This is a genomic window from Cellulomonas sp. P24 (assembly GCF_024704385.1).
Taxonomy (GTDB): domain Bacteria; phylum Actinomycetota; class Actinomycetes; order Actinomycetales; family Cellulomonadaceae; genus JAJDFX01.
Genome location: NZ_JAJDFX010000002.1, coordinates 820,810 through 846,053, shown reverse-complemented (window position 1 = coordinate 846,053; position 25,244 = coordinate 820,810). Strand labels below are relative to the sequence as shown.

Below are 25,244 nucleotides of genomic sequence, written 5' to 3'. Positions count from 1 at the left end.
TCAGCGTGCGCGGCGCTGTACGTGAGCACCGTACCGAGGCGGAACGGCGTCAGCCCACGCCCTCGGCGACGAGCGCGTCGGTGAGCAGCCCGACCAGCGCTTCGAGCTGCACGTCCGTGGACCCCGACGCGTCCTCGTCGAGCGCGCCGTCGAGCGACCGGGCGGCCAGCCCCGACTTGCTGTCGATCAGCTCGGCGATCCGGCTGTCGATGGTCTGCGCGGCGATGACCCGCCATGCGGTGACGGGCTCGGACTGGCCGATCCGGTGGATCCGGTCGATGGCCTGGGTCTGCTCGGCATCGGTCCAGGACAGCTCGGCCAGCACCAGGTTCGACGCGACCTGCAGGTTCAGCCCCACGCCGGCAGCCGTCAGGGAGCACACGACGATCGCCACGTCGGGGTCGTCCACGAACGCGGCGATGTTCTTGGCGCGGACCTTGGGCGTCTGGTCGCCGCGGATCGAGGCGTAGCGGATGCCGCGCTGGGCGAACGTACGTTCGGCCTGGTCCATGACGTCGATGTGCTTGGCGAAGAACACCACCTTGCCGACGTTGCGGGCGAGCTGCGCGGCGTAGTCGGCGGCCAGCCCGGCCTTGGCCTGGCCGATCCGCCGGACCATCGTGAACACGTTCTCGCCGCCGGTCTGCGCCTTCGACTCCTTGAGCGCCCCGGCCGCCACCCGGCGCACGAGCTCGTGGTCGATGCCGTCGACGACCTCGCTCGTCGTCCGGACCTCCAGGGCGGACCGGTAGCGGTGGACCAGCGTGCGGGCGAGCTCGGCCTCGGCCTCGCGGATCGAGCGGCCGACGGCCCCGTCGAGCTCGACCGGCAGGTCGGCCACGCGGCGGGCGGGGATGTCGGCGACCACGTCGACCTTGCGGCGACGCACGATGCCCATGTCGATCACGCTGGTCCGGGCGGCGGTGTAGAACCCGGGGTCGGCGGGGGTGAGCCCGTTCTCCTCGAGCGCGGCCATCAACCGGCCGAGCGGCATCTTGTCGTCGATCCAGCCGAGGAACTGCCAGATCGCGCGGAAGTCCTCGATGTCGTTGATCAGCGGGGTCCCGGTGAGTGCCATCAGCAGTGGGCGGGCAGTGCGGGCACGGATTCGCTCCGAGAGCGCGAGGACGTGCTGGGAGCGCTGGGAGCCCTTGTTCTTGATGAAGTGCGCCTCGTCGACGACCATGCCCCGGAACCCGAGACTGCCGAGCCAGCCGACGTGCCGGTCGAGGAGCTCGTAGTTCACGATCACGATGTCCGCGAACCCGTCGACCTCGTCGCCGTCACCGTGGACCACGGTGGGCCGGCGGTTCGGGGTCCACAGCCCGACCTCGTGCGCCCAGTTCGTCTTCACGACGTTGGGCGCCACGACCAGGAGCGGGTAGGCGTCGGCGGCTTGTGCGGCGAGCAGGGCCTGGGCGGTCTTGCCGAGCCCGGGCTCGTCGGCGAGCAGGAACGTGCGGTGACCGGCGGCCGTCGCCGCGACGACCTGGGCCTGGTGCGGCATCAGCACCCGGCCGTGGGGAGCGGACACCGAGGTGGCCCGGGGCAGCGGCATGCAGGCGGGTGTGCCGGTGGTGCCGTACTCGAAGGACCGGAAGAGCGGTTCGAGGAGCTCCCAGCCGGCCAGCAGCCGGGGTCGGGCGGCGATCCGCTCAGCAGCGGCCTCGAAGTCGGGGGCCAGGAACGGGTTCGCGAGCTGGCGTGAGATCACCGACCGGGGCACCACCTGGCCCGTGGAGCCGGGCGTCGGCGCGGGCGGTTCGGCGGGGGCGGGCTCCTCGGGCGGTTCCAGGCCGCCGGCACGCATCACGGTCGCCTTGAAGGCGCGGGCCGCGTCGGAGACCCGGGCGTCGTCGGCGAGCAGACCGAGCAGCGAGGTGTCCCGGGCGGCGGTCTTGGCCAGCAGCGTCGCCACCCCGTCGAGACGACGCAGCTGTTGGGTCCGTCGGGACTCGGTGATGGTCGTGTCGGCCCGCACCCGAGCGCGCTCCTCGCGGACGAGCAGCGCCACGGCCTGGAACTTCGCGCGAACCGTCGGGCGCGTCGGCGGGCGGCGCACCGCGTTGTCGACGTCGTGGGCGACCTCGGCGAGCACCGGGATGAGCCCTTGCTCGTCGGGTCGTCGGGCGGCGGCACGGGGGGCGCTGCGGCGCTGGGTGACGGCGTCCGTGCGTGCACCGCCGGACCGGCGTCGGCCTGGTCGAGCCACATCTCCTCCTTCGCACCAGCTGCACCGCGATCACGGTGCAGCGCGTCGTGCTGCGGTCGCCCGGGACCGGTCGGGCGTCGTACCCGTGCCATGCACCACCTGGGCGCAGGCACGGCGAGCGGACGCCAGGTCACCGCGTCGAGTTCCCGCGCGCAGCCCGTCGGCCCGTGCTCGCGCCGACGGTGAACCACCGCGGGGCCCGGTCGCGCCCCGGCCGGTCACCGGAGAACCTGGAGCGTCCCGCCGGACACCTCGATCACGCCTGGTCGGGCCACGATCGTGCGTGACGTCCCTCGTCATGCCGCAGACGGGATGGCGGCGTGACGTTGCACGATCATAGCCGCGTCTCGCGGGGCAGGGCTGTGCGGCGACGGGGCGCGTCGGGCTCGTGTCGCGACGGGGTTCGCCGCCCCCCTCGGGCGCCGGGGAGCGTCGGGCTCGCGTGGCGGGCGATTCAGACCCCAGGGAGATCGCTCACCAGCTGTGACGTGGAGCCGCAGGTCAGTGTCAGCTGTGACGCCATCGCACGGTCAAGGTGGCAGGGCCCGCTCGAGGGATCGATCGTCGTCTCTCCCGGGTCTCGCAGGTAGGTGAACGAGGTTGCCTGACGCCAGACACCGGCGACGTCACCGTCGAAGCCCCACACGATCATGACCCGTGAACCGTCATCGCCGCGGACGATCATCTGCTCTTCCGCGATCCCGATCAGCAGGACCCCCACCACGGCCATCACAGCGAGAGGCACCGTGCCGAGAAGCCATACGGTCCAGGCGACCACCTTCGCCAGTACCCGCCACCTCCTGGGCACGCGACGAACGATCCACACAAGAAGACCGGCCGCAGTCACGGGAGACATGGCGGCGGCCAGGACGATCGAGGCGCCCAGCCAGAAGTCGCTCGGCTGGTTCCCGACGACGAACATGACGCTGCGACCCGAGTCGTCCGTGACGGGCAACCTCGGGAGCCATGCGGCGGTCACCCAGGCCGCCGCTGTCACCACCACGAACCCGATCTCGACGACCCGCCACAGCGTCGTCGCACGGCGCGATATGGGCTCCGGTCGGCCCTGCTCCACCCCAGCGGCCTCGTCCCCCATGAGATCCATCATGGCCACGGTGCAGGTCCCGCGACGGCCCGTCGGGGATCGACCGTCCATCGGCACGAGGTCGGCACGCGGGGCACACAGGATGCCCAAGCGGTCGGCACAAGGGCGTCACGACGCACCTGGCGTCCCTTCGGCGTGCACCGTGCCGAGCTCGCCGGTCTCCTGATGCTGGGCGTGGGGGCGGCACAGCTCGTGGCCACGCTGATCGCCAGGGGAGGGGCGGAGGCCGGTGAAGGACCGGGTCCCGGGGCGTTCGCGCGCGAGTCCGCCCACGGGTCGCACCGCGCCGACCGCGGTCACTCCCACCCGGCGGCCCGCGCCACGTCACCCGGCACGTCGGGCCCGGACTCGGGTCGGGCGTCGGGCCCGGCATCACGTCGGGCCGGGCATCACGCCGGGCCCGGTACGGCCCCCGAGGGCCTCGGCTCTCCGCGTGCCGCGAGGGCGAACCACGCGAGAGCGAGGACGGCCAGGTTGAGCACGCTCGAGGACGGCAGACCGAGCATCCCCGCGCCCCACCAGGTCCCGAACCCTGTCACGGAGATGTTGCAGAGCACGACGGGGACCACCACGGCGAACGGCACCACCGCGCGCGTCCAGGAACGCCGCCGTGCCGCCCACGCGCGCGCCCGGTGGTCGACGACGGCAGCAGGACCGGCGACGGCCCACGCGACCGAGAGGATGACGGCGAGCCCCGACACGTGCGCGAGCCACCACACGGCGCCGAGGGGCTCGGCCCGGAAGTCGAGAACCCACGCCGCCCCGGCGACCAGGGCGACGACGGGGATGTGCCACAGGTAGATGCCGATCGACCGGACCCCGAGCGCGCCGACCGCCCGGTACGTCCGGTCCACCGTGAGCCGCCGCGCCAGCCACGGCCAGAGCGCCGCGAGAAGCAGCACCTGGCCGAGCCCGAACAACGCGACGACGAGCGTCGGGGGCGCCAGGTTCGACGGCTCCGGATCGCCGCCGAACGACACCATCGACGACGAGTAGGGACCGAGCACCCCGAGCCCGATCGCGGCGGCGACGGCGACGACACCGCCTGCGACGAGCCAGGCACGTCGGGCCTCCCGCAGCGCCGGGAGGTGGTACCCGACCTGGTGCACGAGCCCCCAGACGAGCACGAGGTTGAGCCACCCCAGCGGTGCCCAGACGTTCCACCGCAGCAGATCCACCGCGCCGACGGCGGCGAACCACAGGCCGATCGTGAACCACGGTCGCCGGGTCCAGCGGATCGTCCAGGGGACAGCGAGCGTCGCTGTCGCGTAGACGGCGAGGAACCACACGAGCTCGGCCAGGAACCGTCCGGCGAACCCCACCGACGTGGACAGCGGCGTGAGGGGGGAGCAGGAGGACGGTCCAGAGGGTCGCGTAGACCAGGCCCGGGGTCGACAGGCGTACCAGTCGCCGCCGCAGGTAGGCGCCGACGTCGGGGTCGCGTCTCCACGAGATCGCGTTGGTGACGGCCCCGGCCGCGAAGAACAGCGGCAGGACCTGAGCGACCCACGTGACCCAGACCAGGCCGGGTCGCTGCTCGAGGACAGCGGTCGGGCTCCCGGTGCTGGTGTCCCACTGGAGGCTGTGGCCCATGACGACGACGACCAGTGCGGCGGCCCTGACCGCGTCGAGCACACGGTCACGCGTGCCGAGGCCGGCGTCCGGGGCGGGGGCGAGCGGCGAGGGGCTTCCCATCGTGCCCTCCTGCGCGCCGGCGGATGCTGGAGTCCTTCGCATCGTCCCACGGGTGCACCCGACCAGCACCGGAGGTCGGCTCGTCGCGTGGCTCTCGTCCTCCCGGAGCCGCGCGGGTAGGTTAGCCACACCAACCCCAATGGCGGAGGTGCGGTCCCGTGCAGTACAACCTGGCGTCCCTGCTCGAGAACAGTGCGGACCGGTTCCCCGACCGTGACGCGATCGTCTTCGGGAGCACGCATCTCACCTATGCCCAGCTCGACGGCGCTGCCAACCAGGTCGCGAACCTGCTGGTCTCGCGGGGGATCGCGCCAGGCGACAAGGTGGCGCTGAGCTGCCCGAACCTCCCGTACTTCACGATCGTCTACTTCGGGATCCTCAAGGCCGGGGCGACCGTGGTGCCGCTCAACGTGCTGCTGAAGGGCCGCGAGGTGGCCTATCACCTGAGCGACTCGGAGGCGAAGGCCTACGTCTGCTTCCAGGGCACGCCCGAGCTGCCGATCGGGGCGGAGGGATACGCAGGGTTCGGAGAGGTCGAGTCCTGCGAGCACTTCCTCGTGATCACCGCCGACCCCACCGCGGCGTCGCCGATCCCCGGCACCGAGATGTTGGGGGAGGCCATGGCCTCCCAGCCGACGACGTTCGAGTCCGTGGCCACCGACGAGGACGACACCGCGGTGATCCTCTACACGTCCGGGACGACCGGGCAGCCCAAGGGCGCCGAGCTGCGGCACCGCAACATGCGCGACAACGCGTTGTCCTGCGGGCCGCTGTTCGACGTCGACGTCGACGCCCCGGACACGTACCTGTGCGTGCTCCCGCTCTTCCACTCGTTCGGGCAGACCGTGATCCAGAACACCGCGTGCGCGTTCGGCGGCACGGTCGTGATGCTGCCGCGTTTCGAGGCCGGCACGGCGCTGGACCTCATGCTGAAGGCGGGGGTGACGTTCTTCGCCGGCGTCCCGACGATGTACTGGGCGCTGCTCGGTGCACTGGAGCAGGGCGTCGACATCTCCTCGATCGCGAAGAACCTCCGGGTCGCCGTCTCGGGTGGGGCCGCTCTGCCGGTGGAGGTCCACAAGAACTTCGAGCAGAGGTTCGGTGTGACGATCCTCGAGGGGTACGGGCTGTCCGAGACCTCACCCGTCGCGAGCTTCAGCGTGTACGGGGAACCGGCGCGGGTCGGGTCCATCGGGCTGCCGATCCCCGGCGTCGAGATGAAGCTCATCGACCCGGTCGGCTGGGCGGAGCTCCAGGACTCGCCCGACGCGATCGGTGAGATCGCGATCAAGGGCCACAACGTCATGAAGGGCTACTACAAGCGGCCCGACGCGACGGCGGAGGCCATCCACGACGGGTGGTTCCGCACGGGCGACCTCGGACGTCGCGACGAGGACGGCTGGTACTACATCGTCGACAGGTCCAAGGACATGATCAACCGCGGTGGCTACAACGTGTACCCGCGCGAGATCGAGGAGGTCCTCCTCACGCACCCGGCGGTCTCCCTGGCCGCGGTGATCGGGGTCCCGGACGAGCGGTACGGCGAGGAGGTCAAGGCGTTCGTCATCCTCAAGCCCGGCGCCTCGGCCACCCCCGACGAGCTGGTCGCCTGGGGCAAGGAGCAGATGGCTGCGTACAAGTACCCGCGCCTGGTCGAGGTCGTCGAGTCGTTGCCGACGACGGCGACCGGGAAGATCCTCAAGCGCAAGCTCCGCTGAGGCGGGTCCGCACCGCGGGCTCGTCGAGGGCGGAGCCACGCTGGGGCCCGGGCGTTTGCCGCGGTCGACCTCGTGGCCTAGCGTCGCCGCAGCGCCGGACGGGCCGACGCGGGACGGAGGATCAGGTGCTTCACGACGCGCCGGCTGTGCTGCCGGGGATCCCGCTGGGCGACCTGCCGCTCGAGCTCGGGACGCAGGTGCGCGTGATCCGGGCGCAGGTCGGCCCGCTGACGGCCCTGCACCACGCCCCTGACGGACCGCCGACCGGCACCGTGCTGATCGTCCCGGGGTTCACCGGCAGCAAGGAGGACCACCGGCTGCTGCTGCCCGAGCTGGCCCGACGCGGCTGGGACGCGTGGTCGTTCTCGCAGCGCGGGCAGGGGGACTCCTCCGGTCCGGACCTGCCAACGTCCTACGGGATGGATCTGCTGGCCGGAGACGTCGAGGAGGTCGCGCGCGCCGTACTCGGAGCGGCCGGCGGGCGTCTCCATCTGATCGGTCACAGCTTCGGCGGGCTGGTCGCGCGGGCGGCAGCGATCGCCTACCCGGAACGGTTCGCCTCGCTGACGCTGCTCTGCTCGGGCCCGCACGGCTGGGCGGGTCGCAACGCCGACGACCGCGCCGCGCTCCTCGCCAACCCGCACATCGACCTGTGGCGGCTGCGGAACCCCGAGCGCGCTCACCTGGACGACCTCGACCTCTCCCCGGACGACGCGTTCCTTCGGCTTCGCGCCGAGCTCACCCACCCGGACCAGCTCGTGGCCGCGATCGACCATCTCGCGGACCCCACCGACCGGACCGCCGAGCTCGCCGCCACCGGCCTGCGGACCGCCGTCGTGCACGGCGAGAACGACGACGCGTGGCCCCAGGACTGGCAGCGGACGATGGCGGCTCGGCTCGGTGCGCCGGTGCGCGTGGTGCCCGCCACCGGTCACTGCCCCAACGAGGAGGACCCGGCGGTCACGGCCCAGATCCTCGACGAGCTCCTCAGGGCCTGACCAGCGGGCTCAACGCCTCGCAGGCCATCGCGACGACACCGGGCACGTGCCCGTTGGCCACCAGGTTGAAGACGAAGCCGTCGACGCCTGCGTCGAGCACCCGGGTCTTCACCTGTTCCGCGACGTCCTCGGGCGAGCCGACGAAGTGCCGGTCGGTGGCGAGCCGGCGGGTGGCGGCGTCCATCGTGTCCAGCACGATGCCGCGCGAGGCGAGCATCTCGGTGTGCATCCGGCGTGCGGCATCGCCGTCCTCGTCGACGATCACGAAGCCGAGGAAGCTGGTCTCGAGCGTCGAGCGGTCCCGACCCTCCTCGTCGCACCGCGCGTCGAGCGCGTCGAGCTTGCGCGGCACGTCCGAGGCGTTGCAGATCAGGTTGAGGTGGTTGGCGTGCCGCGCCGCGTAGCGGAACGTCTTCTTCTCCCCGCCGCCGCCGATCAGCAGGGGCAGGTCGTCGCGCAGGCGCGGTTCGTTGATCGCCTGCTCGGTGCGGTACCACTCGCCGGAGACGGTGGGACGTTCACCGCGCAGCATCGGGAGGATGATCGCGAGCGCCTCCTCGAGGCGATGGAACCGATCGGTGAACGTGCCGAACTCGAACCCGAGCTGCTGGTGCTCGAGCTCGAACCAGCCGGCCCCGAGGCCGAGGACCGCGCGACCGGCACTGACCAGGTCGAGCGTGGTGACGGCCTTGGCCAGCAGCGTCGGGTTGCGGTAGGTGTTCCCGGTCACGAGCGTCGACAGCTGCACGCGCTCGGTGGCCGTCGCGAGCGCCCCGAGCAGCGTGTACGCCTCGAGCATCGGATCGTCCGGGTCGCCGATGCCGGGCAGCTGGTAGAAGTGGTCCATCACGAACACGGCGTCCGCACCGGCCGCCTCGGCTTCGCGTGCCTGCCGGATGACGGTCGGCACGATCTCGGCGGGGACCCGACCGGGGTAGGTGAAGTTGGGGATCTGGTAACCCAAGCGGATGGTCATGCCGTCGAACCTAGATCGGCCGGCCGGTGGTGCACCACTCAGCGGTTCGCGAGCCCGTCGGTGCCGACGACGGCGACCGGGAAGCTCCTCAAGCGCACGCTCCGGTGGGACGGGTCCGAACCGCGGCGGAGGATGCTCGGAGACACGCGGGTCCGCGAGTTCTCTTGAATCATTCAAGATTGTGGCCTACGGTCACGAGGTGGCCACCACGCAGCTCGACCTCGAGCACCTGTTGCGCAGCGCCGGACTGCGGGTGACCGCTCCACGACTCGCGGTGCTCGAGGCGGTCGGCGCGCATCCCCACGCCGAGACCGACCAGATCATCGCGGCCGTCCGTGCGAGCGCCGTACAGGTCTCGCACCAGGCTGTGTACGACTCGCTCAACACCTTCGCCGAGCGTGGCGTTGTCCGCCGCATCCAGCCGCAGGGCACGTTCGCGCGCTACGAGCTGCGGGTCGGGGACAACCACCACCACGTCGTCTGCCGCACCTGCGGGTCGATCAGCGACGTCGACTGCGCCGTCGGGCACGCGCCATGCCTGACCCCGGCCCAGGACCACGGCTTCGAGATCGACGAGGCCGAGGTCGTCTACTGGGGCACGTGCCCCTCCTGCGCGCGCCTCGCCGCCGGGGCTGAACCCTCGGGCGCCGAGTCCCCGGGCACCGAGCCCTCCGGCACGTAGTCCTCCGGAACCTCGTTCTCCGGCACTGAGCCCACCTTCCACGCCTGACGTCCACGCACCACACCCAAGGGAGCACCATGACCGAGCTGCACGACGCCACCACCGCCCCGACCGTCACCGGATCAGCCGACGGCTGCCCGGTCGTCCACAGCACCGCCCCGAGCGGTGGGCCCGCGAACGGGCGCTGGTGGCCCGAGCGTCTGAACCTCAAGGTCCTCGCCAAGAACCCGGCCGTCGCCAACCCGCTGGGTGCCGACTTCGACTATGCGTCCGCCTTCGCCGCGCTCGACCTCGCCGAGGTCAAGCGGGACATCGCGACGGTGCAGACGACCTCGCAGGAGTGGTGGCCCGCCGACTTCAGCCACTACGGCCCGTTCATGATCCGCATGGCCTGGCACAGCGCCGGGACCTACCGCGTCCAGGACGGCCGCGGCGGCGCCGGGTCCGGGCAGCAGCGGTTCGCGCCGCTGAACTCCTGGCCGGACAACGTCAGCCTGGACAAGGCGCGGCGCCTGCTGTGGCCGGTCAAGAAGAAGTACGGCAAGGCGCTCAGCTGGGCCGACCTCATCGTGCTCGCCGGCAACGTCGCCCTGGAGTCGATGGGCTTCACGACGTTCGGCTTCTCCGGCGGTCGCGTGGACGCCTGGGAGTCCGACGACGAGGTGTACTGGGGCCCGGAGTCCGAGTGGCTCGGTGACGGGCGCTACAGCGGCGACCGTGAGCTGGAGAACCCGCTCGCCGCCGTCCAGATGGGCCTGATCTACGTGAACCCCGAGGGGCCGGGCGGACACCCGGACCCGCTGGCCTCTGCGCGCGACATCCGCGAGACCTTCGCCCGGATGGCCATGAACGACGAGGAGACCGTGGCGCTCATCGCGGGTGGGCACACGTTCGGCAAGACCCACGGCGCCGGACCCGCCGACGCGCTGGGCGCCGAGCCCGAGGTCGCCCCGATGGAGCAGATGGGCCTCGGGTGGACGTCCACCTACGGCACCGGCAAGGGCCTCGACGCGATCACCAGTGGCCTGGAGGTCACCTGGACCTACCACCCGACCCGGTGGGACAACGAGTTCTTCCACATCCTCTTCGCCTACGAGTGGGAGCTGTTCGACTCCCCGGCCGGTGCCAAGCAGTGGCGTCCGGTCAACGGTGGCGGCGCCGGTCTGGTGCCGGAGTCGTTCGGCGACGGCACGCGTGAGCCGCGCATGCTGACCTCGGACCTCGCCCTGCGCGTCGACCCGGTCTACGAGAAGATCTCCCGCCGGTTCCTCGACCACCCCGAGGAGTTCGCCGACGCGTTCTCCCGGGCCTGGTTCAAGCTCACGCATCGCGATCTCGGACCGGTCTCCCGCTACGTCGGCGCCGAGGTCCCGGCCGAGGTGCTGCTGTGGCAGGACCCCCTCCCCGCACGTGACCACGCGCTCGTGGACGCCGACGACGTCGCCGCGCTCAAGGCCGAGGTGCTCGCCTCCGGCCTGACCGTCCCTCAGCTGGTCTCCACCGCCTGGGCGGCGGCGTCGTCGTTCCGCGGCAGCGACCGCCGAGGCGGCGCGAACGGTGCACGGCTGAGGCTCGCACCGCAGGCCGGCTGGGAGGTCAACAACCCTGAGCAGCTCGCCCAGGTGCTGCCCCGGCTCGAGGCGATCGCCGAGACGTTCAACGCCCGCACCCCGGGCAAGGCGATCTCCTTGGCCGACCTGATCGTGCTCGCCGGATCGGCGGGCGTGGAGGCCGCGGCGAAGGCAGCCGGTCGCGACGTGACCGTGCCGTTCACCCCGGGCCGCGTGGACGCGACGCAGGAGCAGACCGACGTCGACTCCTTCTCCTACCTGGAGCCGAAGGCCGACGGCTTCCGCAACTACGTCGCCGCAGGTACGTCGGTGCCGGCCGAGTACCTCCTCGTCGACAAGGCCAACCTGCTCACCCTCAGCGTCCCGGAGACGACCGTCCTGGTCGGCGGGCTGCGCGTGCTGGGGGCCACCTGGGACGGGTCCGACACCGGTGTGCTCACCGACCGGCCGGGTGTGCTGACCAACGACTACTTCGTCAACCTTCTCGACCTGGGCACCGGGTGGCGCGCCGCCGACGAGGCGTCCACCCGGTTCGTCGGCACCGTCGGGGCGACCGGCAGGACGTGGACCGGCACGCGCGCCGACCTGGTCTTCGGCTCCAACGCCGAGCTGCGGGCGGTCGCCGAGGTGTACGCGTCGGACGACGCCGCCGAGAAGTTCGTCGACGACTTCGTCGCCGCGTGGGTCAAGGTCATGGAGCTCGACCGCTTCGACCTGCACCGCTGAGCTCCCGGAGGTCCGAGCGCGGGCGCCGAGGCGAGGTTCGACCTCGGCGCCCGCGGAGGGGGTGGGACTTCCCGGCGTGGGAGTCAGTGGGTCGAGCCGCCGGCGGGCTCGTAGGACCACAGCTCGCTGCTGACAGCGACCTGCGGCGCCGGGGCCTGATCGGGTGCCGCGCCGCGGTGCCCGTGCGCGAACGCCGGTGAGCTCGCCCACGCCTGGAACGACTCCTCGTCGGCCCAGCGGGTGACGACCAACCAGGTGGTGCGCTCATCTGTCGGTCGGAGCAGCTCGAACCCCTCGAAGCCCGGCTGGTTGTCGACCGCACCGGCACGCCCGGCGAACCGGCGTGCGAGCTCGTCGCCGCCGTCGGCCGGCACGGTGATGGCATTGATCTTGATGACGGTCATCGGGTGACGTCTCCTCATGGACTGCAGGATGAATCGCGCTGGGGACCTCCTCAACCTACGGTCCGCCTCCGACCGGCGCGAGACCGACCGACCTGCCCGGTCCTTGCACCGGGTGAGCGCGCCGTAGCATCGGCGGCATGGCACTCCTTCACCAGGCCGAGCTGACCCCGTCCAAGATCGAGCTCCTCGACGGGTGGGCACCGTCCCAGCCGTGGTACGTCGGGGAGTCCGGTGCGACGCTCACGAGCGTCGGGGCGTTCCGGTTCGACGACCCGGCGGGTGAGGTGGGCGTCGAGACGCTGCTCGTGCGCGCAGGTGACGGCCCGGTTCTGCAGGTCCCGCTGACGTATCGAGGTGCGCCGCTCGTCGGCGGTGAGCAGTGGCTCATCGGCACGATGCAGCACTCGGTGCTGGGTCCGCGGTGGGTGTACGACGGTGTCGGTGATCCCGTGTACGTGCAGGCCGTGGCCACGGCGGCGCTGACAGGCGGACGGCAGGCCGAGCTGTACCTGGACGTCGACGGCGAGCGCGTCACGCGCGAACCGACGGCACGCGTCACCGGGAGCGGTCCGGCTGACGCCCCCGTGCCGTCCCAGGTCCCGGTCGAGGAGCTCACCGTGCGGCAGGAGCAGGACGTGACCGTCGTCGAGGCAGGTGACCTCTCGCTCGTCATCGCCCGCGCGCTGGGTCCTGATGCGTCGGGTCTCGATGCCCTGGTACCAGCCGAGGCGACACGACGGGCCGTGCTCTCAGGCACCTGGGTGGGGCGGACGGCTCCGGTCGTGCTCGTCCTCGCGACGGTGCGGTGAGCCGCGACGTGCCCGGAACCACGCGCGCCTGACGCGCCCAGCGCCAGGGTCGGCGTCAGCCTCCGCCGGCCCCGGGAGCACGTTGACCGTGTCGGCGTCGAACGCTATCGAGTCGTCGGGGCCGATGGGCCAGGCCTCGAGGTCCGGTGACCGCAGCAGCTCGTCGACGAGTGCCGTGCTGCCGCCGACCAGCGTCGAGTCGAAGTCGATCTCGCTGGCCACGCACCACGACCGGTCGGCAGGCCAGAACAGGTTGGGGGACTGGGTTCCCCAACGTCCCGGCTCGTAGCGGGCCAGGGCCTCGGTCGCCGACAGCGGGCCGCGCAGGAGCAGGTAGCTCCGGCCGGGGTGCACCACCCGGGGTGACTGCAGCTCGTCGGGTGTCAGCGCCGGTGGAACGGGCTCGGCCTTCCCCGACCCGAAGGTGGCGCGGGCGACCGCAGGGCTTCCGTGGATCCAGCCCCAGCCTTCCCACAGGCAGAAGTAGCACGTGTCCGGTGCGGTGGTGTGCCTCGCGAGCGCGTCGCAGAGCGCGAGGAGCGGGTCGAGGTGCAGGTTGCCCTGCTCCGGTGGTCCGTACGGCCACAGCCCGTCGTGGGTGTCCCAGTGGTCCGGGGAGCCGACGAGGGCGTGCCACTGCGCGGTGGCGTGCACCTGACGGCGGGTGCGCATCGCGACCTCCGACCAGCGGACGGGTTCTGCGTCCTCGTCGAACGCAGGGTGCAGGATGCGCGCGTACGCGGCGAAACCGCGGGGCACCGTCCGCGCGACGGTCCCGAACGATCCGTCGAGCCGCGGGGCGAGCCAGTCCGCGGGTGCGACGTCGTCGAGAACCTGAACCTGCGTCGTCCACATCGGGCCATCGTGGACCTCGGCGAGCGTCCCTGTCGTGGCCTTTGCCTCGGCCGGACGCCGTCGTTCGGCAGGCGGGTCCGGTGAGGCCGGCGTTACGCTGGAACGGACAGAGGTGTCCGGCATGTGGGGGAGACACCATGAAGCGCCTCATCGTCCTGTTCTCGCTCCTGGTCGTCGCGCTCGCCGGCTGCTCGTCGTCGTCGAGCCCCTCATCGTCGAGCGCTCCCGCCACGACCGCGGGCGCCGTGTCGTCGCCCGCGGAGACGGTCGCGCCGCCCACGACGCCGGCGCCGGTGGCCGGAGGCACGGCGACCGACTTCTGCGGCGCGTTCCAGGAGCTCCAGGCGGTGAGCGAGACCCCGACGGGTGACCTCGCGACCGTCGGCGCGCAGTTCCGCGCGGCTGCGACAGACATGCGGACGTTCGCACCGGCCGAGATCCTCCAGGCCGCCACCACCTATGCGGACGTCATGGACGCCATCGGCAAGGCCGCCCAGGGCGGGACGATCGACCAGGCCGCGCTGTCGACCGCGATCGCCGACGCCCTCACCGGGAACTCCTCGGACATCGGCACGGTCGCGGTCTGGGTGGCCCAGAACTGCAGCTTCTGACCCCGGCGCGGATCGTCGGCCGTCGGGACCGGCGGGCGGCGTGGGCGGTGCGTCGGTCGCACCCCGTCGGCGAGTAGCCTGCGACCCGGACGCCACCGAACCTCTGCGGACGGCGTCGGACCGATGAGGATGTGGGGCTGACCGTGCTGCAGGCCGCCGGGTCGTTGGTGTCGATCGGGGTCCTCCTCCTCGCCGGTGTGCTGATGTCCCGGCGAGGGCTGCTGGGGGAGCGCGCGGTGGACGGGCTCAAGCTGCTCATCACCACGCTCACGCTGCCGCTGCTGCTGTTCCGGGCGTTCCTCCAGCTCCGGCCGGAGGGGCGGAACGCCGTCCTTGCCCTCGCCGTCTTCGCCGCGTGCGCGGTGATGGCCGGCATCGGTGCCGTGCTGACCCGGGCTGTGCGACTGCCGAGACCGGAGACCCGGCTGCTGTTCCAGGGGTTCGAGGCGGGGATGCTGGGCTACGCGTTCTTCGTGGCGTTGCACGGGAACGAGGAGCTCTCCTCGTTCGCGGCCCTCGACATGGGGCAGGTCGTCTACGTCTTCACCGTGCTGATGGTGCAGATGAGCGTCCTCGAGCAGCACCGGGTGCGCGAGGAGGTCGTGGTCGGTCGACCGCTGCCCGTCGGGTCTGTCGGCGCGTCACCGGGCGGGACGGGTGGTGCGGTGGCCGTCGCGACGGGCGCTGGTGCGTGGGGTGCCACCGGGAGATCGATCATCTTCCCGTGGCGGGACATTTTGGCGTCGAAGGTGCTGTGGGCGATCTTCGGGGGACTGGCGATCTCGTTGGTCGCGCCGGGCTTCGCTTCGAGCCTTGCCGGCGCCGACGGGTTCGCGGCACCGATCTTCGACACCATCGGTGGTCTGACGACGCCGCTCGTGTGCCTGGTGATCGGAGCCTCCTTGGCCGGCGGGATCCCGAGGGACCCGGCGATCGTGAAGATCGTGGTGCTGCGGACGGTCGTCGGCCTGGCTCTGGGCCTGGGGTTCGGGTTGCTGGTCGTCCCGGCGCTGGGCTTCTCGGTGTGGTACGCGAAGGCCGCGGTCATGCTGTTCGTCCTGCCGGCGCCGTTCGTGATCCCCGTGTACTACAAGCGGAACGCGGCGTTCATCGGCAGCGTGCTGACGCTGTCGACGGCGGTGTCGATCGTGCTGATCGCTGTGCTCGCGGTGCTCGGCGTGGCCTGATCACCCCCACCACGCCTACCGTGCCGCCCGACGAATGACGGCGTGATCGGTTCTTGGCGGCCGGTCGGCACGGCGTTGGCGTCTGCCCAGGTCAGGTGTCGAGGAGCGGAGCAGAGTCCCTCCCGTGTGCCGCACCGCGGTGGGTCAAACGGAAGAAGTCTTGTTCCGGGCTCTTGACGGGAGAGCGGGCGGGGCATTGACTACGTAGTCATCGGGTTGACAGCGTAGTCAATTGGAGGGATCAGGGTGACTCAGGACACGGACCGCTCGGCGTCGAGGCCGGTGATGACCGACGTCGCACGCCTTGCCGGGGTGTCCCAGAAGACCGTCTCGCGGGTCATCAACGACGCCCCCAACGTCCGGGAGAGCGTCCGTGAGAAGGTCAATGCGGCGATCGAGTCCCTCGGCTACCGACCGAACTCCGCAGCTCGCGCCCTCGTGACCCAGCGCACCAGCGTGATCGGGATCGTGACGGCAGGGACGGCGCTCTTCGGCCCGTCCGCACAGCTCTTCGGAGTCGAGCACGCGGCCTCCGCGGCCGGGTACGCCGTCGTGATCGTCTCGGCGGCCGAGGGTTCGGGTGAGGAGATGGCTCGCGCGATCGACCGTCTCGTCTCCCAGGGCGTCGACGGGATCGTGCTCACCGGACCCGTCGCCGTCGAGGGGATCGCCGCCCAGGTCTTCCGCGGCATCCCGGCGATCAGCGTCGGTGACCCGGTGGCCGACGGCGTCGTGTGCCCCGCGGTCGTCGCCGACCAGCGAGGCGGAGTCATGCGGGCCACCGAGCACCTGCTCTCGCTCGGGCACCGCACGGTGTGGCACGTCGCCGGACCGGTGGCGTGGCATGCGGCAACCGATCGGATCGAGGGGTGGCGCGACGCCCTGCGTGAGGCCGGCGCACCGATCCACGAGCCGATCGCCGGGGACTGGACCGCCCGATCCGGCTACCGTGCCGGCCTCGAGCTTGCCGAGCGACCCGACGTGACAGCCGTGCTCGCGGCCAACGACCAGATGGCCATCGGCCTCATGAGGGCTTTCAGTGAGAAGGGCCGGAGCATCCCCGGCGACGTCTCGGTGGTCGGCTTCGACGACGCGCCCGACTCCGAGTTCCTCATGGTGCCGTTGACGACCGTGCGCCAGGACTTCACCGCGATCACCAGCCGCGCGGTGACGGAGCTCATCCGTGCGATCAACGGAGAGCAGATCACTCCGGGCGTGACACAGATGCCCGTCGACCTCGTGATCCGCGCGAGCTCGGGCCCCGCACCGACGCGGGTCGCCCAGAGCTGAGTACCCGGCGCCTCACGGCGCCACGACTGATCCGTGCACGACAGCATCACACCCACAAGGAAGTAGGTAGCGCTATGCGTCCGTTCACGAAGCGTCCGGCAGCAGGCCTCGCTGCGACGACGATCGTGGCAGCTCTTGCCCTGTCGGCGTGCTCGGGCGGGGCGAGCACGACCCCCACGACCGCCGCCCCCAGTGCGGTCTCCCAGGCGGCGATCGACGCCGCGATGACGACCAAGACCGACCTGACGTTCTGGACCTGGGTCCCGAACATCCAGGACGAGATCGACCTGTTCGAGAAGAAGTACCCGGCCATCCACGTCACCGTCGTCAACGAGGGGAGCGCGCACTACACGAAGCTGCGCACCGCGATCAAGGCGGGCACCGGTGCGCCCGACGTCGCCGCGATCGAGTACCAGTACCTGCCCTCGTTCACCCAGGGGAACTCGCTGCTCGACCTGGCGCCGTACGGTGCCGCGAAGGCCTCCGGCGACTACGCGAGCTGGATCTGGTCCCAGGTCTCCAACGGGAGCGCCGTCTACGCGATCCCGCAGGACGTGGGCCCGATGGGCAACCTCTACCGCGAGGACCTCCTGTCGGCGGCCGGGATCACCCCGCCCACCACCTGGGACGAGTTCGCCGCGGATGCTCGCGCCTACCGTGCGGCCAACCCCGACAAGTACTTCACGGACTACCCGGGCAACGACGCCGGTGCGTTCGTGGGCCTGCTGTGGCAGGCCGGTGCGCGTCCCTTCGGGTACGACGGCAAGAAGACCGTGACGATCAACCTGGAGTCCCCGGAGGCGGAGAAGGTCGTCAACTTCTGGAACCCGCTGGTCAAGGACGGCGTCGTTGCGGTCGACCCCGACTTCACCGACCAGTGGTATCAGAGCATCGCCAACGGTCGGTACGCCTCCTGGCAGACCGCCGCGTGGGGCCCGGTGTTCCTCCAGGGCACCGCGGCCAAGACGTCCGGGCTCTGGCGCGCGGCGCCCCTGCCGCAGTGGGACGCCAGCAAGCCGACCTCAGGCAACTGGGGAGGCTCCACCACGGCCGTGATGAAGTCGACGAAGAACCCGATCGCCGCCGCGCAGCTCGCCCTGTGGCTCAACACCCAGCACGAGCCGTCCCTGATGCTGGCCACCAAGCAGTTCCTCTTCCCGGCCTCGACGTCGATCCTCAAGGACCCGGCCTTCATCGACGAGAAGTCGGAGTTCTACGGCGGCCAGCAGGTCAACAAGGAGTTCGCTGCGATCTCCGCGACCGTCGTGCCGGACTTCTCGTGGCTGCCGTTCATGGACTACGCGTACTCGTCGTACAACGAGACCATGGGCAAGGCGGTCGCCGACCGGACGGACCTCGCCGCCGGGCTGAAGGCGTGGCAGACAGCGCTCACGACCTACGCCACCCAGCAGGGCTTCACGGTCAAGTAGCCCCACGTTCGGGCGGGCCGGTGAGGATCCGGCCCGCCCGCAGCCCCGGCCCATCTCGCCGGCTCACCACGCCCGCGGCCTCAGCCGATCGCCAGCCCCCGAGCACGCACACCCCACCGAGGAGGTGGACAGGACATGTCCCAGATCGCCCTGACGCGGCGCGGACCGGAGCTGGTCGCGGTGCGCCCGCACCGGCGTGGAGGGCTCAAGCGGCGCCAGGCCATCGCCTCGTACCTCTTGGTCGCGCCGTTCTTCCTGGTGTTCCTGACGATGCTGGTGCTGCCCCTGGTCTACGCCGGCTACCTCTCGCTCTTCCGTGACCAGCTCGTGGGGGGCACCGTCTTCGCCGGGCTCGGCAACTACATGCGCGCCGTGCAGGACCCGCTGTTCCTCGAGGGTCTGCTGCGGATGCTGAAGTTCCTGCTCATCCAGGTGCCCATCATGCTCAGCCTGGCGCTGCTGTTCGCCCTCGCCCTCGACAGCGGTCGTCTGCGGCTGCAGAGGGTGATCCGGCTGACGATCTTCATGCCGTACGCGGTGCCCGGGGTGATCGCCGCGCTCATGTGGGGATACCTCTACGGCCCGGACTTCGGGCCGTTCGCCCAGGCCGCCCGAGCGATCGGCCTGCCGGCACCACCCTTCCTCGGCAGCCAGTGGATGCTCGGCTCGATCATGAACATCGTCACCTGGAGCTTCGTCGGCTACAACATGATCATCCTGTACGCCGCCCTGCGGTCCATCCCCACCGAGCTCTACGAGGCGGCCCGGGTCGACGGCGCGGGCGAGCTCCGGGTGGCGTGGTCGATCAAGATCCCCGCGCTCAAGCCTGCCTTGCTGCTCACCACGATCTTCTCGGTGATCGGCGGGTTCCAGCTCTTCAACGAGCCGAACCTGCTGCGGTCCCTCGCACCGAACGTCATCGGGGTGGGCTACTCGCCGAACCTCTACGTCTACAACCTCGCGTTCGTCAACCAGGACATCAACTATGCCGCCGCAGTCGCGTTCCTCCTGGGGATCGTCATCATGATCGCCTCCTACGCGGTCCAGCTCGGCGCGCTTCGACGGGAGCGTCGCTCATGACCTCAGGACCCCTCGCCGGCCAGCTGCGCACCGTCGCCGTACGGAACTCGACTGCGGCAGGCGCACGGCCTACCCGGACGAGACGCCGCCGACAGGTGGGAAGCCGACGCAGCAACGTGCTCACGATCGCCCTGCTCGCCTGCGCCGCCTACTTCTTCCTTCCGCTCGCCTGGCTCGTCATCGCCTCCACCAAGTCGAACGCGGACCTGTTCTCGACGTTCGGGCTGTGGTTCTCGCACGTCAACCTCGCCGAGAACCTGCTGGACGTGTTCACGTTCCAGGACGGGATCTACCTCTCGTGGCTGCGGAACACGATCGTGTACGCCGTGGCGAGCGGGGTCGGTGCGGCCGCTCTCGCGACGGCGGCCGGCTACGCCTTCGCCAAGCTGTACTTCCCGGGAGGCAACGGCCTGTTCGCGATCGTCATGGGCGCGATCATGGTCCCGTTGACCGCGTTGGCGATCCCGACCTACCTGCTGTTCGCCAAGGTCGGGCTCACCGACACACCCTGGGCGATCATCCTGCCGTCCCTGGTCAGCCCGTTCGGCGTGTACCTGATGCGCGTCTACGCCGCGGGATCGATCCCCGACTCGCTCCTCGAGGCGGCCCGCGTGGACGGAGCAGGCGAGGCCCGCATCTTCTTCAGCGTCGCGCTCCGACTGCTCGCGCCGGGATTCGTCACCGTGCTGCTGTTCGCGCTCGTCGCGACGTGGAACAACTACTTCCTGCCGCTGATCATGCTCAGCAGCCCGCAGTACTTCCCGCTCACCGTCGGGCTCGCGCAGTGGCAGGCGACCTCCTCGGCAGGGTCCGGGTCGCAGGCGCTCTTCTCCATGGTGATCACCGGATCACTCGTCTCGATCATCCCGCTCGTCGTCGCGTTCCTGTTCCTGCAGCGGTACTGGCAGTCCGGGCTCGCCACCGGCGGCGTCAAGCAGTGACCTCACGGTTCACCACATGAAAGGGCAGCAGCTCCCGATGCGCGAACTTCCCCGGCCCGTCCTCTTCGGCGCCGCGTACTACCACGAGTACCAACCGGCTCCGCGGCTCGAGAAGGACCTCGACCTCATGGCCGCGGCCGGCTTCTCGGTCATCCGCGTCGGGGAGTCGACCTGGTCGACGTGGGAGCCCGAGGACGGTGTCCTCGACCTGGAGTGGCTGGCGCCCGTCGTGGACGGCGCGGCCGAGCGAGGCATCCACGTCATCCTCGGCACACCCACGTACGCGGTGCCGCCGTGGCTCTCGCGCAAGTACCCCGAGATCGCCGGAGAGCGGGTGACCGGGCAGCGGATCCCGTGGGGCGCCCGCCAGGAGGCCGACTTCACGCACCCGGCGTTCCGCTTCCACGCGGAACGCATCATCCGCGCGGTCGTCGGCCGGTACGCGGACCACCCTGCGGTGATCGGCGTGCAGGTCGACAACGAACCGGGTCTCGAGCTGCTGCAGAACAGGGGCATCTTCGCGACGTTCGTCGACCACCTGCGACACACCTACGGCGACGTCGAGACCCTCAACCGCGAGTGGGGACTGACGTACTGGTCGCACCGGTTGTCCACCTGGGCCGACCTCTGGACCCCCGATGGCAACGCCCAACCGCAGTACGATCTCGCCTGGCGACGGTTCCAGGCCCAGCTGACGACCGACTTCATCGCCTGGCAGGTCGGCATCGTGCGGGAGATCGCCCGACCCGACCAGTTCGTCACCACCTGCCTCGCCTACAGCCGGCCCGCGGTGGACGACCGAGCGCTGACCGCGGTGCTCGACGTCGCTGCGGGCAACCCGTACTACGCGATGCAGGACGCGCTGGCCGTTCCCGACCAGGGCATCGAGGGGCAGGGCTGGGCGATGGCCGGGACGTGGAGCGTCCTGGAGAGCGCCGACCGCATGTACGCCTCGCGCCAGGAGCGGTTCCTGGTGACCGAGACGGACGCCGGGGCGATCGGCGGGTCGTCGATGAACTTCCCGGCCTACGACGGGCAGTGGCGTCAGGTGGCCTGGGCGATGATCGCCCGCGGCGCCCAGATGATCGAGTACTGGAACTGGCACACGCTGCACTACGGCACGGAGACCTACTGGATCGGCATCCTCCCGCACGACCAGGTACCCGGCCGCGTCTACGAGCAGCTGTCCGCTCTCGGGGCGGAGCTGAAACAGGCCGGCGACCTGGTGGCGGGTCTCACCCCCGATGCCCAGGTCGGGATGCTCTACTCCCACGCCTCGGCGTGGGGACTGGCCGCGCAGCCCGTCCTGACGCGCGGCGCGGAGCCCGACGCCACCTCCTACCAGCGGATCTTCGACGCGTTCTACCGCGGCACCTTCGACGCGCGGGTCACCGTCCGGATGGTGCACGACGCCCAGCTGGTGCAGGACGAGACGGACCTGATGGACCCCGCCGAGGTCGCTCGGGACCTGCCGGTCCTTCTCGTTCCTGCCCTCTACATCGCGTCCGACCGCCTCCTCGAGTGGTTGCGGCGCTACGCCGCCGCCGGCGGTCACCTCGTGCTCGGCCCTCGTTCCGCGTACGCCGACGAGGAGGCGCGCGCACGCCTCACGGTCAAACCGGCGCTGCTGTCGGATGCGGCCGGTGTGTCCTACCAGGAGTTCGCCACGCTGGCGGAACCCGTCCCGGTCCACGCCGTCGGCGGCGCGCTCGACCTGCCGTCGAGCGCCCGTGCGACGGGGTGGGCGGACGGCCTCGTCCCCGCCGGGGCCGAGGTGGTCGCCGCCTACGAGCACCCGTTCCTCGGGAGGTGGGCCGCCGTCACCACGTCCGCGCACGGTGACGGGCGCATCACGACCATCGGTACCGTGCCCGACGCCGAGCTCGCGCAGGCACTCGTCGAGTGGCTCGTGCCGGTGGCCGACGACGCCTGGCGCGCGCTCGCGACCGGCTCGGTGACCGTGTACTCGGCAACCTCGGGTGCGGGTCGACGGCTGCGGTTCCTGCACAACTGGTCCTGGGAGCCCGTCGACGTCACCGTCCCGGTCGCCGTGCGGGACGCGCTGTCCGGCGAGGTCGTCGAGCGTGACCACCAGGTCCCGCTCGGGCCGTGGGACGTCCGCATCCTGATCGAGGGGTGACGGCAGGCGTGAGGCCCGTTGCGGCAGCCCGCGGGATCCTCGCGCTCGCGGATGCGGTTGAGCCGGGGCGATGCTCGGGCACCACGGTTCAGAGCGGTCCGCAGGCGCCGGTACCGAGGTGCTCCTCGATCATCGCGCGGATGCGCGGCACCGCCTCGACCAGGGTCGCGAGCGGGGTTCGGAAGGTGAGGCCGCTGACGCTCACGGCACCGGTCGGCATCGCGCTGCCGCTGAGGTGCACGGGGATCGCCACGCAGTTGACGGACGCCTCGTTCTCCTGGTCGTCGACGGCGTATCCGCGGTCGCGGCTACGCGCGAGGTCCTCGAACAGCGCCGGGACGGTGGTGAGGGTGCGCGGGGTTCGGCGCTCGAGCGTGGTGGTGCCGAGCCAGTCGCGCAGGGCGGCCTCGCTCGTGATCGACCGGCTGAGGAGTGCCTTGCCGACCGCCGTCCGGTACGCCGGGTTGCGGCCGCCGATCGTCGAGGTCAGACGGATCGCTCCAGCGGGCGGGTCGACCTTGGCGCGGTAGACCACGTCGGTGCCGTTCAGCACGGCGTAGTGCGCGGTCTCCCCGAACTCGTCCGCGAGGGCTCGGAGCAGAGGCTCGATGCGGGTCGCGTCGGGCCGCGCCTCGTGGTTGCGGAACGCGAGCCGGAGGAACTCGTCGCCGAGGAGGTAGTGACCGCGCCCGATCTGGTCCGCCAGCCCGGCCTTGCGCAGGGACACGAGGGCACGGTGGATCGTGGGCTTGGTGCCGTTGAGGGTCTGGGCGAGCTCGTCGAGCGTGACCCCGTCGGGGTGGCCGGCGAGCTCGACCAGCACCGCGAGCACACGGTCGGCCCCGACGAGGCGCTCGTCGTCGGGGTGCGGCTGGTCGGAAGCCACCGACTCCTGTCGGCTCGTCATGCGCGTGGGTCGACGTGGACCTTGGGGCCCGGGCCTGCCTCGGCGCCGCGGTGCCCGTCGAGTCGGTCCGGCACGTCCTCGAGCGTGATGACCTCGCTGACGATCGCGTCGGGGACGACGCCACCCGAGGCGAGCTCCGCGATCGCGCCCGCCAGCCCCGGCGATGCCGAGAGGATGCCGACGGCGGTCACGTCCTTGAGCGCCACGTCACGGGTGTCGACGAGGCTCGGCGTGCCGGACAGGCCCACCAGGACGATCCGTCCGTGCGGCTTGACCAGCCGTGCGGCGAGCGCGGGCCCGTCGGTGAGGCTCGTCGCATCGATCACGGCATCGAAGGTATTCGCATCGGCGTCGCCGAGGGAGTCGAGGGTCCGCACGTGCGGCACGCCGAGCTGCTGCGCCAGCTCCAGTGATCGTGGACGCTTCCCCGCGACGTGCACCTCGATCCCGTGCGCCAGGGCGAGCTGGGCGGCCAGGAGGCCGATCGTCCCGGAGCCGAGGACGAGCAGCCGGTCCCCGGCGCTCAGGTCGGCGGCCCAGACGGACCGCAGGGAGTTGCCTGCCGGCTCGACGAGCGCGGCCGACGTGACACTGACGTTCTCCGGGACGACATGCGCGAACCGCGTCGGGACGAGCGTCTGCTCGGCGAGAGCACCGGGCCACCCGTCCCGGATCCCCACCTCGAACCGGTCGGGGCAGACGTGGTGAACCCCCCGGAGGCAGTACTCGCAGCGACCGCAGCCGAGCATGGTGTCGCCGGTGACCCGCTTCCCGAGCCAGTCCGCGTCGGACTCCGATCCCGTGGCGATCACCCGCCCGGCCCACTCGTGACCGAGCCGGATCGGGAAGTGCGTGACGCCCTGACCGAAGTACGCCATCTCGCCGGTGTAGAGCTCGACGTCGGTACCGCAGATGCCGACCCGTTCCACCTCGACGAGCAGCTCTCCGGGTGCCGGTACCGGCGCCGGGACCTCCTGGACCGACGCCTCGCGCGGGCCGGTCACGACGAGGGCGCGCACTAGCCGACCGCCGACGGGTGGGCGACGACGTGCTGGGTCTGGGAGCCGAGCCGGGAGACGCCGAGCGTCATGGTCTGGCCCGCACGCAGGAACACCGGCGGGGTGAACCCGAGGCCGACGCCGGGCGGTGTCCCGGTGTTGATCAGGTCGCCGGGCTCGAGCGCCATGAACTGGCTGAGGTAGTGGACGATGTACGTCGGGCTGAAGAGCATGGTTCGCGTGGACCCGGTCTGACGGCGCACGCCGTCGACCTCGAGCCACATGTCCAGGTCGAGCACGTCACCGACCTCGTCGGGGGTCACCAGGTACGGGCCGGCCGGGTTGAACGTCGGGGCCGACTTTCCCTTGACCCACTGGCCGCCGCGTTCCATCTGCCAGGCGCGCTCGCTCACGTCGTTGACCAGCACGTACCCGGCGATCGACGCGGCCGCTGCCGCCTCGTCGGGCAGGTAGGAGGCGCGGGTGCCGATGACGATGCCGAGCTCGACCTCCCAGTCGGTCTTCTTGCTGCCGAGCGGGACGACGACGTCGTCATCGGGACCGACGAGGGTGTTCGGCGCCTTGTTGAACACGATGGGCTCGTCCGGGACGGCCTGGCCGGTCTCTGCCGCGTGATCGCTGTAGTTCAGCCCGATGCACAGGATCTGGTGAGGTCGGGCGAACGGTGCACCGAACCGGCGGCCGGCGACCGGTTCTCCTGCGCCGGCGGCGACCCGGGTCGCGACGATGTCGGCGAGACCGGACAGTGCTCCGGAGGCGAAGAACGCCTCGTCGAAGTCGCCGACGACGTCGGAGAGATCGACGAACGTGTCGTCGCCGACCAGCACCCCGGGTGCTTCGTGGCCGGCGGTTCCCAGTCGGACGAGTCGCATGCGGTCCTGCTCTCTG

21 protein-coding genes and 1 pseudogene are annotated in these 25,244 nt (G+C 71.1%); 12 read left to right on the top strand and 10 right to left on the bottom strand.

Annotated elements, in window-relative coordinates; all coding sequences use genetic code 11:
* Nucleotides 1-49 precede the first annotated feature (49 nt).
* The 4 genes and pseudogenes from LJB74_RS03995 to LJB74_RS20780 form a co-directional block, all read right to left on the bottom strand.
* Nucleotides 50-2,212, bottom strand: a complete 2,163-nt coding sequence (locus tag LJB74_RS03995; RefSeq protein ID WP_259307308.1) for a DEAD/DEAH box helicase — start codon at nt 2,210-2,212, stop codon at nt 50-52.
* Between the two features lie 454 nt (nt 2,213-2,666).
* Nucleotides 2,667-3,317 (bottom strand): hypothetical protein, encoded by a 651-nt coding sequence (locus LJB74_RS03990; RefSeq protein ID WP_259307307.1) that lies wholly within the window; start codon nt 3,315-3,317, stop codon nt 2,667-2,669.
* Nucleotides 3,318-3,706: 389 nt separating this feature from the next.
* Nucleotides 3,707-4,639 (bottom strand): acyltransferase family protein, encoded by a 933-nt coding sequence (locus LJB74_RS03985; RefSeq protein ID WP_259307306.1) that lies wholly within the window; start codon nt 4,637-4,639, stop codon nt 3,707-3,709.
* A 37-nt stretch (nt 4,640-4,676) separates the two neighbouring features.
* Nucleotides 4,677-5,012: pseudogene (locus LJB74_RS20780) on the bottom strand (acyltransferase family protein); the annotation flags it as partial.
* A gap of 158 nt (nt 5,013-5,170) precedes the next feature.
* On the opposite strand from LJB74_RS20780, the gene LJB74_RS03980 reads away from it, so the two are divergent.
* Nucleotides 5,171-6,730, top strand: a complete 1,560-nt coding sequence (locus tag LJB74_RS03980) for a long-chain fatty acid--CoA ligase (protein ID WP_259307305.1) — start codon at nt 5,171-5,173, stop codon at nt 6,728-6,730.
* A 125-nt stretch (nt 6,731-6,855) separates the two neighbouring features.
* Nucleotides 6,856-7,728 (top strand): alpha/beta fold hydrolase, encoded by an 873-nt coding sequence (locus tag LJB74_RS03975; RefSeq protein WP_259307304.1) that lies wholly within the window; start codon nt 6,856-6,858, stop codon nt 7,726-7,728.
* On the opposite strand, the gene LJB74_RS03970 is transcribed toward LJB74_RS03975, so the two are convergent.
* Entirely contained in the window at nt 7,718-8,704 is a 987-nt protein-coding gene (locus LJB74_RS03970) for an LLM class F420-dependent oxidoreductase (RefSeq protein ID WP_259307303.1), read from the bottom strand. The two genes, LJB74_RS03975 and LJB74_RS03970, sit on opposite strands and share 11 nt — an antisense overlap.
* A 199-nt stretch (nt 8,705-8,903) precedes the next feature.
* On the opposite strand from LJB74_RS03970, the gene LJB74_RS03965 reads away from it, so the two are divergent.
* A complete protein-coding gene (locus tag LJB74_RS03965) occupies nt 8,904-9,386 on the top strand; it encodes a Fur family transcriptional regulator (RefSeq protein WP_259307302.1) in 483 nt (160 codons plus the stop codon).
* Between the two features lie 77 nt (nt 9,387-9,463).
* Entirely contained in the window at nt 9,464-11,683 is a 2,220-nt protein-coding gene (gene katG / locus LJB74_RS03960) for a catalase/peroxidase HPI (RefSeq protein WP_259307301.1), read from the top strand.
* An 83-nt stretch (nt 11,684-11,766) separates the two neighbouring features.
* Here katG and LJB74_RS03955 read toward each other — a convergent pair whose 3' ends face one another.
* Nucleotides 11,767-12,087 (bottom strand): antibiotic biosynthesis monooxygenase, encoded by a 321-nt coding sequence (locus LJB74_RS03955; RefSeq protein ID WP_259310279.1) that lies wholly within the window; start codon nt 12,085-12,087, stop codon nt 11,767-11,769.
* A 137-nt stretch (nt 12,088-12,224) separates the two neighbouring features.
* Here LJB74_RS03955 and LJB74_RS03950 point away from each other — a divergent pair, with 137 nt between their 5' ends.
* Complete coding sequence (locus LJB74_RS03950) at nt 12,225-12,896, top strand: CG0192-related protein (protein WP_259307300.1); 672 nt, start codon at nt 12,225-12,227, stop codon at nt 12,894-12,896.
* On the opposite strand, the gene LJB74_RS03945 is transcribed toward LJB74_RS03950, so the two are convergent.
* Nucleotides 12,837-13,751, bottom strand: a complete 915-nt coding sequence (locus LJB74_RS03945; protein ID WP_259307299.1) for a hypothetical protein — start codon at nt 13,749-13,751, stop codon at nt 12,837-12,839. The two genes, LJB74_RS03950 and LJB74_RS03945, sit on opposite strands and share 60 nt — an antisense overlap.
* Nucleotides 13,752-13,888: 137 nt before the next feature.
* Here LJB74_RS03945 and LJB74_RS03940 point away from each other — a divergent pair, with 137 nt between their 5' ends.
* From LJB74_RS03940 to LJB74_RS03910, 7 genes are all read left to right on the top strand, one after another.
* Nucleotides 13,889-14,362 (top strand): hypothetical protein, encoded by a 474-nt coding sequence (locus LJB74_RS03940; protein WP_259307298.1) that lies wholly within the window; start codon nt 13,889-13,891, stop codon nt 14,360-14,362.
* 131 nt (nt 14,363-14,493) lie between these two features.
* Nucleotides 14,494-15,549 carry an AEC family transporter gene (locus LJB74_RS03935; RefSeq protein WP_259307297.1) on the top strand — a complete coding sequence of 352 codons (1,056 nt, stop codon included), beginning with the start codon at nt 14,494-14,496 and terminating at the stop codon, nt 15,547-15,549.
* Between the two features lie 285 nt (nt 15,550-15,834).
* Nucleotides 15,835-16,839 carry a LacI family DNA-binding transcriptional regulator gene (locus LJB74_RS03930; RefSeq protein WP_259307296.1) on the top strand — a complete coding sequence of 335 codons (1,005 nt, stop codon included), beginning with the start codon at nt 15,835-15,837 and terminating at the stop codon, nt 16,837-16,839.
* 74 nt (nt 16,840-16,913) lie between these two features.
* On the top strand, nt 16,914-18,269 hold the full coding sequence (locus LJB74_RS03925; protein WP_259307295.1) for an ABC transporter substrate-binding protein: 1,356 nt from the start codon (nt 16,914-16,916) through the stop codon (nt 18,267-18,269).
* A 135-nt stretch (nt 18,270-18,404) separates the two neighbouring features.
* Entirely contained in the window at nt 18,405-19,349 is a 945-nt protein-coding gene (locus LJB74_RS03920; protein WP_259307294.1) for a carbohydrate ABC transporter permease, read from the top strand.
* Complete coding sequence (locus LJB74_RS03915; RefSeq protein WP_259307293.1) at nt 19,346-20,290, top strand: carbohydrate ABC transporter permease; 945 nt, start codon at nt 19,346-19,348, stop codon at nt 20,288-20,290. The genes LJB74_RS03920 and LJB74_RS03915 overlap by 4 nt, the downstream gene beginning before the upstream one ends.
* Before the next feature lie 16 nt (nt 20,291-20,306).
* Entirely contained in the window at nt 20,307-22,430 is a 2,124-nt protein-coding gene (locus LJB74_RS03910) for a beta-galactosidase (protein ID WP_259307292.1), read from the top strand.
* 88 nt (nt 22,431-22,518) lie between these two features.
* On the opposite strand, the gene LJB74_RS03905 is transcribed toward LJB74_RS03910, so the two are convergent.
* Genes LJB74_RS03905 through LJB74_RS03895 form a run of 3 tightly spaced genes read right to left on the bottom strand, consistent with a single transcriptional unit; the run spans nt 22,519 to nt 25,228 of the window.
* Nucleotides 22,519-23,316 (bottom strand): IclR family transcriptional regulator, encoded by a 798-nt coding sequence (locus LJB74_RS03905; protein WP_259307291.1) that lies wholly within the window; start codon nt 23,314-23,316, stop codon nt 22,519-22,521.
* A gap of 17 nt (nt 23,317-23,333) precedes the next feature.
* Entirely contained in the window at nt 23,334-24,341 is a 1,008-nt protein-coding gene (locus LJB74_RS03900) for a zinc-binding dehydrogenase (protein ID WP_259307290.1), read from the bottom strand.
* Nucleotides 24,342-24,355: 14 nt separating this feature from the next.
* Nucleotides 24,356-25,228: a fumarylacetoacetate hydrolase family protein gene (locus tag LJB74_RS03895; protein ID WP_259307289.1), complete on the bottom strand. Its 873-nt coding sequence runs from the start codon at nt 25,226-25,228 to the stop codon at nt 24,356-24,358.
* Between the last annotated feature and the right edge of the window lie 16 nt (nt 25,229-25,244).